General features: G+C 38.2%; 4 protein-coding genes. All 4 read right to left on the minus strand.

Going from position 1 to position 3,580, the window contains the following annotated elements:
• Positions 1-41: 41 nt before the first annotated feature.
• Positions 42-1,115 (minus strand): D-alanine--D-alanine ligase, encoded by a 1,074-nt coding sequence (locus RTL21_RS07150; protein WP_312094743.1) that lies wholly within the window; start codon positions 1,113-1,115, stop codon positions 42-44.
• Between the two features lie 248 nt (positions 1,116-1,363).
• Positions 1,364-2,077, minus strand: a complete 714-nt coding sequence (locus tag RTL21_RS07155) for an ATP-binding protein (protein ID WP_312094745.1) — start codon at positions 2,075-2,077, stop codon at positions 1,364-1,366.
• On the minus strand, positions 2,074-2,559 hold the full coding sequence (locus RTL21_RS07160) for an ECF transporter S component (protein ID WP_312094747.1): 486 nt from the start codon (positions 2,557-2,559) through the stop codon (positions 2,074-2,076). The genes RTL21_RS07155 and RTL21_RS07160 overlap by 4 nt, the downstream gene beginning before the upstream one ends.
• Positions 2,540-3,139 carry a cob(I)yrinic acid a,c-diamide adenosyltransferase gene (locus RTL21_RS07165; protein ID WP_312094749.1) on the minus strand — a complete coding sequence of 200 codons (600 nt, stop codon included), beginning with the start codon at positions 3,137-3,139 and terminating at the stop codon, positions 2,540-2,542. The genes RTL21_RS07160 and RTL21_RS07165 overlap by 20 nt, the downstream gene beginning before the upstream one ends.
• Positions 3,140-3,580: the final 441 nt, after the last annotated feature.

Here is a 3,580-nt window from a genome sequence, read left to right on the forward strand (position 1 = left end):
CACGCCCCTAAACGGGTGCCCTCCGCTTTTCTTATTCTCTATTAGATCGTATATTTAATATTTTGTTTTTCTGTATGTCTTTCCACTGCAAGATCCACTAATTTATTGATTAGAGCATCATATTCTAAACCTGTATGCTTCCATAATAATGGGAACATGCTGAACGGTGTAAATCCAGGCATTGTATTTACTTCATTAATATAAACTTTACCTTCTTTTGTTAGGAAGAAATCTGCACGAACAAGACCAGAACAATCGAGTGCCTTAAATGCTTTAATTGCATCGTCTTTAATTGCTGCATACTCGGATTCTGTCACATCTGCTGGTATAATTAAAGCAGTGTCGCCATCTTCATATTTTGCCTTATAGTCATAAAAATCCTTTTTCGGAACAATTTCTCCAGCAACCGAAACTTCTGGGTGATCATTACCTAGTACCCCTACTTCAATTTCTCTTGCTGTTAGACCTTCTTCAACAATAATTTTACGGTCAAATTGGAAAGCTTCAATAAACGCAGTTTCTAATTCTTCTCTTGTCGTACATTTACTAATTCCTACACTTGATCCAAGATTAGCAGGCTTTACAAAACAAGGAAAACCTAATTCCTTTTCCACGCGATCATACGCTGCTTCTTTATTACTTTGCCAATCACTGCGGATAAAAGAATTATATTTTACTTGGTTTAGTCCAGCTACTTCAAATATATTCTTCATGATTACTTTATCCATTCCTGCTGATGATGCCAATACACCATTACCAACATAAGGAAGATTTAAAAGTTCCAACAATCCTTGTACTGTTCCATCTTCACCGTTCGGTCCATGAAGCAATGGAAAAATAACATCTAAGGAAGCCTCATCATTTGCTTGGAAGAGAGTAGTAGAAAGCGCATTGGAGCCGATTTGCTCCTGTGAGTTAAACGCAAGCTCTTTTACATTTTCAACCGGCCCCATTAATTGTGGTCCGCGCACCCATTCACCACTCTCAGATATGTAAATTGGGTGAATATCATATTTATCTGTATCTAATGCTTTAATTACTGCCATTGCTGTTTGCATACTAACTTTATGTTCAGCAGATTTTCCGCCATATAATAATCCAAGTTTCTTTTTCATTATGAGTTTACCTCCATTTAATCAATGCACTTGTTTATTCTACCACTAGAACCATACCTTTAAAAAGAAAACATGTAAGTCAAATAACAATTTAATCAAAAACACATATTCTTGTAATAGATATAGGCTAGACCTAATAATCCTTTTCCATTTTAACTCTTATTACCATATGAAAAAAGGGCTAAAATGGAGCTTATTTATTTAAAATTTCTCCCTAAAGAAAGAAAAAGCTATTTTGCTCCTTTCATTTATCTAGAAGAAATAAGTACTTCATGAAAATAGCCACCCGCCAACCTCATTATTTCAGATTCTGCTTCCTTTTCATACTCGACAATAAAGCATGTAGCTGGACCTGAAGATTTTAAAAGATCAACAGAGCTTGACACTTCTTCCTCTTGAAAGAGCTTTCTCTTTAACTGGCATAATTCATAAAGAACCCCCTTGGAGCCAACAGGCTGCAATCGACATTTTACGTCCTTTGCAAAATAGGAAAACATCGTTAAGGGAACTACTTTTTCTTCTTGTAACATTACTTCTTCCCCGACAAGGGGACTCCCAATAACGGCTATTCTCCCATTTCTAATGGTTGTCTCCTTGAAATCAGCTCGCCTTTTTCCAAGAATCGTTAGACCTACAGCTGATTGATGGAAGGAAAAATTACTTTCCGTACTTCCTGTTATTCCAAGCTCCGCATCTAATCCAAGCTCCCGCACTCCTTTCTGTATGCCTGCCACAAGGGGACTCCAAGCATCATCTCCACAAAAATTCTGCAAAAGTACCGAAAATGGGATTCCTCCTGCTGCCATACATTCCATAACTGCTACGCGAAAGGAAAAATAAGAAACAATATCATAGGGAACGGAAACTTGATCCTCTTCTTTCTCTCCAATTCCTCCACTATTATCCGCACTGATAACCAACACTTCTTCTTGATTCCATGGAACAATTTGTATATCCTTCATTGCTTCGCCTCTCTCCACCCTTTAAGGAAAGATTCCAGCCTCGGCATTAACAGCTGGGCAACAATGCCGTTTAATGCAGCACCTATCAACAATACTGGAACCATAGAAACGTAAAAACCTTTTCCCATCAACACAAAGAAGGGAAGGGGCAGTATAATTCCATTCCCTAACACAAACCACAAATAGGAGACGATTCTATTTCCAGTCTGATAGATTTTTGCAAAAACAAAAACAAGCAGACACATTTCTGCCGCAATAAACAAATGAAAAATTCCGAGCGGAAGTCCTCCTATCAAAGCAGACACAAGGTGACCGAAAGCCGCTACGATTCCTCCAGCTATCCCACCTAAAAACACACCCGCAATGAGACTTGGAAAACTATCAAGCGCAACACTTCCGATAAAGCTTGGAATTTTTATAAAAGCACCTATAACTGATATCGCAATGAAAATGGCAAGTATATTAATTTTCTTTACGTTCATTTTGCTCTCCCTTTTTAGTTGTTCGAAATACCTTTGCACTACGAACATATTCGACATCTGCCACATTGCTTCTGTAATTAATCACCCTTGCAAGCGCAAAAAAGTAATCGGAAAGTCTATTTAAGTATTTTAATGGCAATTCCGGTATATCCTCATTTGTTTTCACCAATGTAACCACTAAGCGTTCCGCTCTTCTTGTCACTGTGCGTGCAAGATGCACAGTAGCTGCCGCCTCTATGCCGCCTGGTAAGATAAAGCGCTCCAAATCCGGCGTCTCTTCCATAAACACATCAATTCGTTCCTCTAAATAGGCAATAGCCTCTTCTGTTAACTTCAATTGTCTTCTTGCAGAAATACTCGCTAAATCTCCCCCACAATCAAATAATTCATGCTGGATTTTCTCCAAGTCTTCTTTAATATCAGCAAATTGTTCTCCCACTAATTGTGCAACCGCCAATCCCACAAAAGAATTTAATTCATCTACTGTTCCGTAGGCTTCTACGCGAATATCATCCTTTAATACTCTTCCCCCTATTATACTTGTTTCTCCTTTATCACCTGTTTTTGTATAAATCCGCATACGCTATCCCTCTTTTTTGGTTATTTTTTTGTTGATTGTTGGTGAAAGCCTTTATTTTGGTTGTGGCTTTTTTTAGGTAGATGATGGTCATTTGATTTGGGCTATGAACACCACTTTTCCTATTAATACTTCGGTTCGTGGCTTTCATCTCAATCATGAACACCACTTTTCCTCTTAATGCTCCAGTTTGTGGCTTTCATCTTCCTTATGAACACCACTTTTCCTCTTAATACTCCAGTTTGTGGCTTTCATCTTCCTTATGAACACCACTTTTCCTCTTAATACTCCGGTTTGTGGCTTTCATCTCAATCATGAACACCACTTTTCCTCTTAATACTCCGGTTTGTGGCTTTCATCTTCCTTATGAACACCACTTTTCCTCTTAATGCTCCGGTTCGTAGCTTTCATCTCAATCACGAACACCACTTTCCCTCTTAATAC

This window comes from Niallia sp., from assembly GCF_031978665.1.
Classification (GTDB): domain Bacteria; phylum Bacillota; class Bacilli; order Bacillales; family Cytobacillaceae; genus Niallia.

Bases quoted from the DNA above. Each gene is read 5' to 3' on its own strand.
- RTL21_RS07150 (WP_312094743.1), bottom strand. From the start codon at position 1,115: ATGAAAAAGAAACTTGGATTATTATATGGCGGAAAATCTGCTGAACAT.
- RTL21_RS07160 (WP_312094747.1), bottom strand. From the start codon at position 2,559: ATGAACGTAAAGAAAATTAATATACTTGCCATTTTCATTGCGATATCA.
- RTL21_RS07155 (WP_312094745.1), bottom strand. From the start codon at position 2,077: ATGAAGGATATACAAATTGTTCCATGGAATCAAGAAGAAGTGTTGGTT.
- RTL21_RS07165 (WP_312094749.1), bottom strand. From the start codon at position 3,139: ATGCGGATTTATACAAAAACAGGTGATAAAGGAGAAACAAGTATAATA.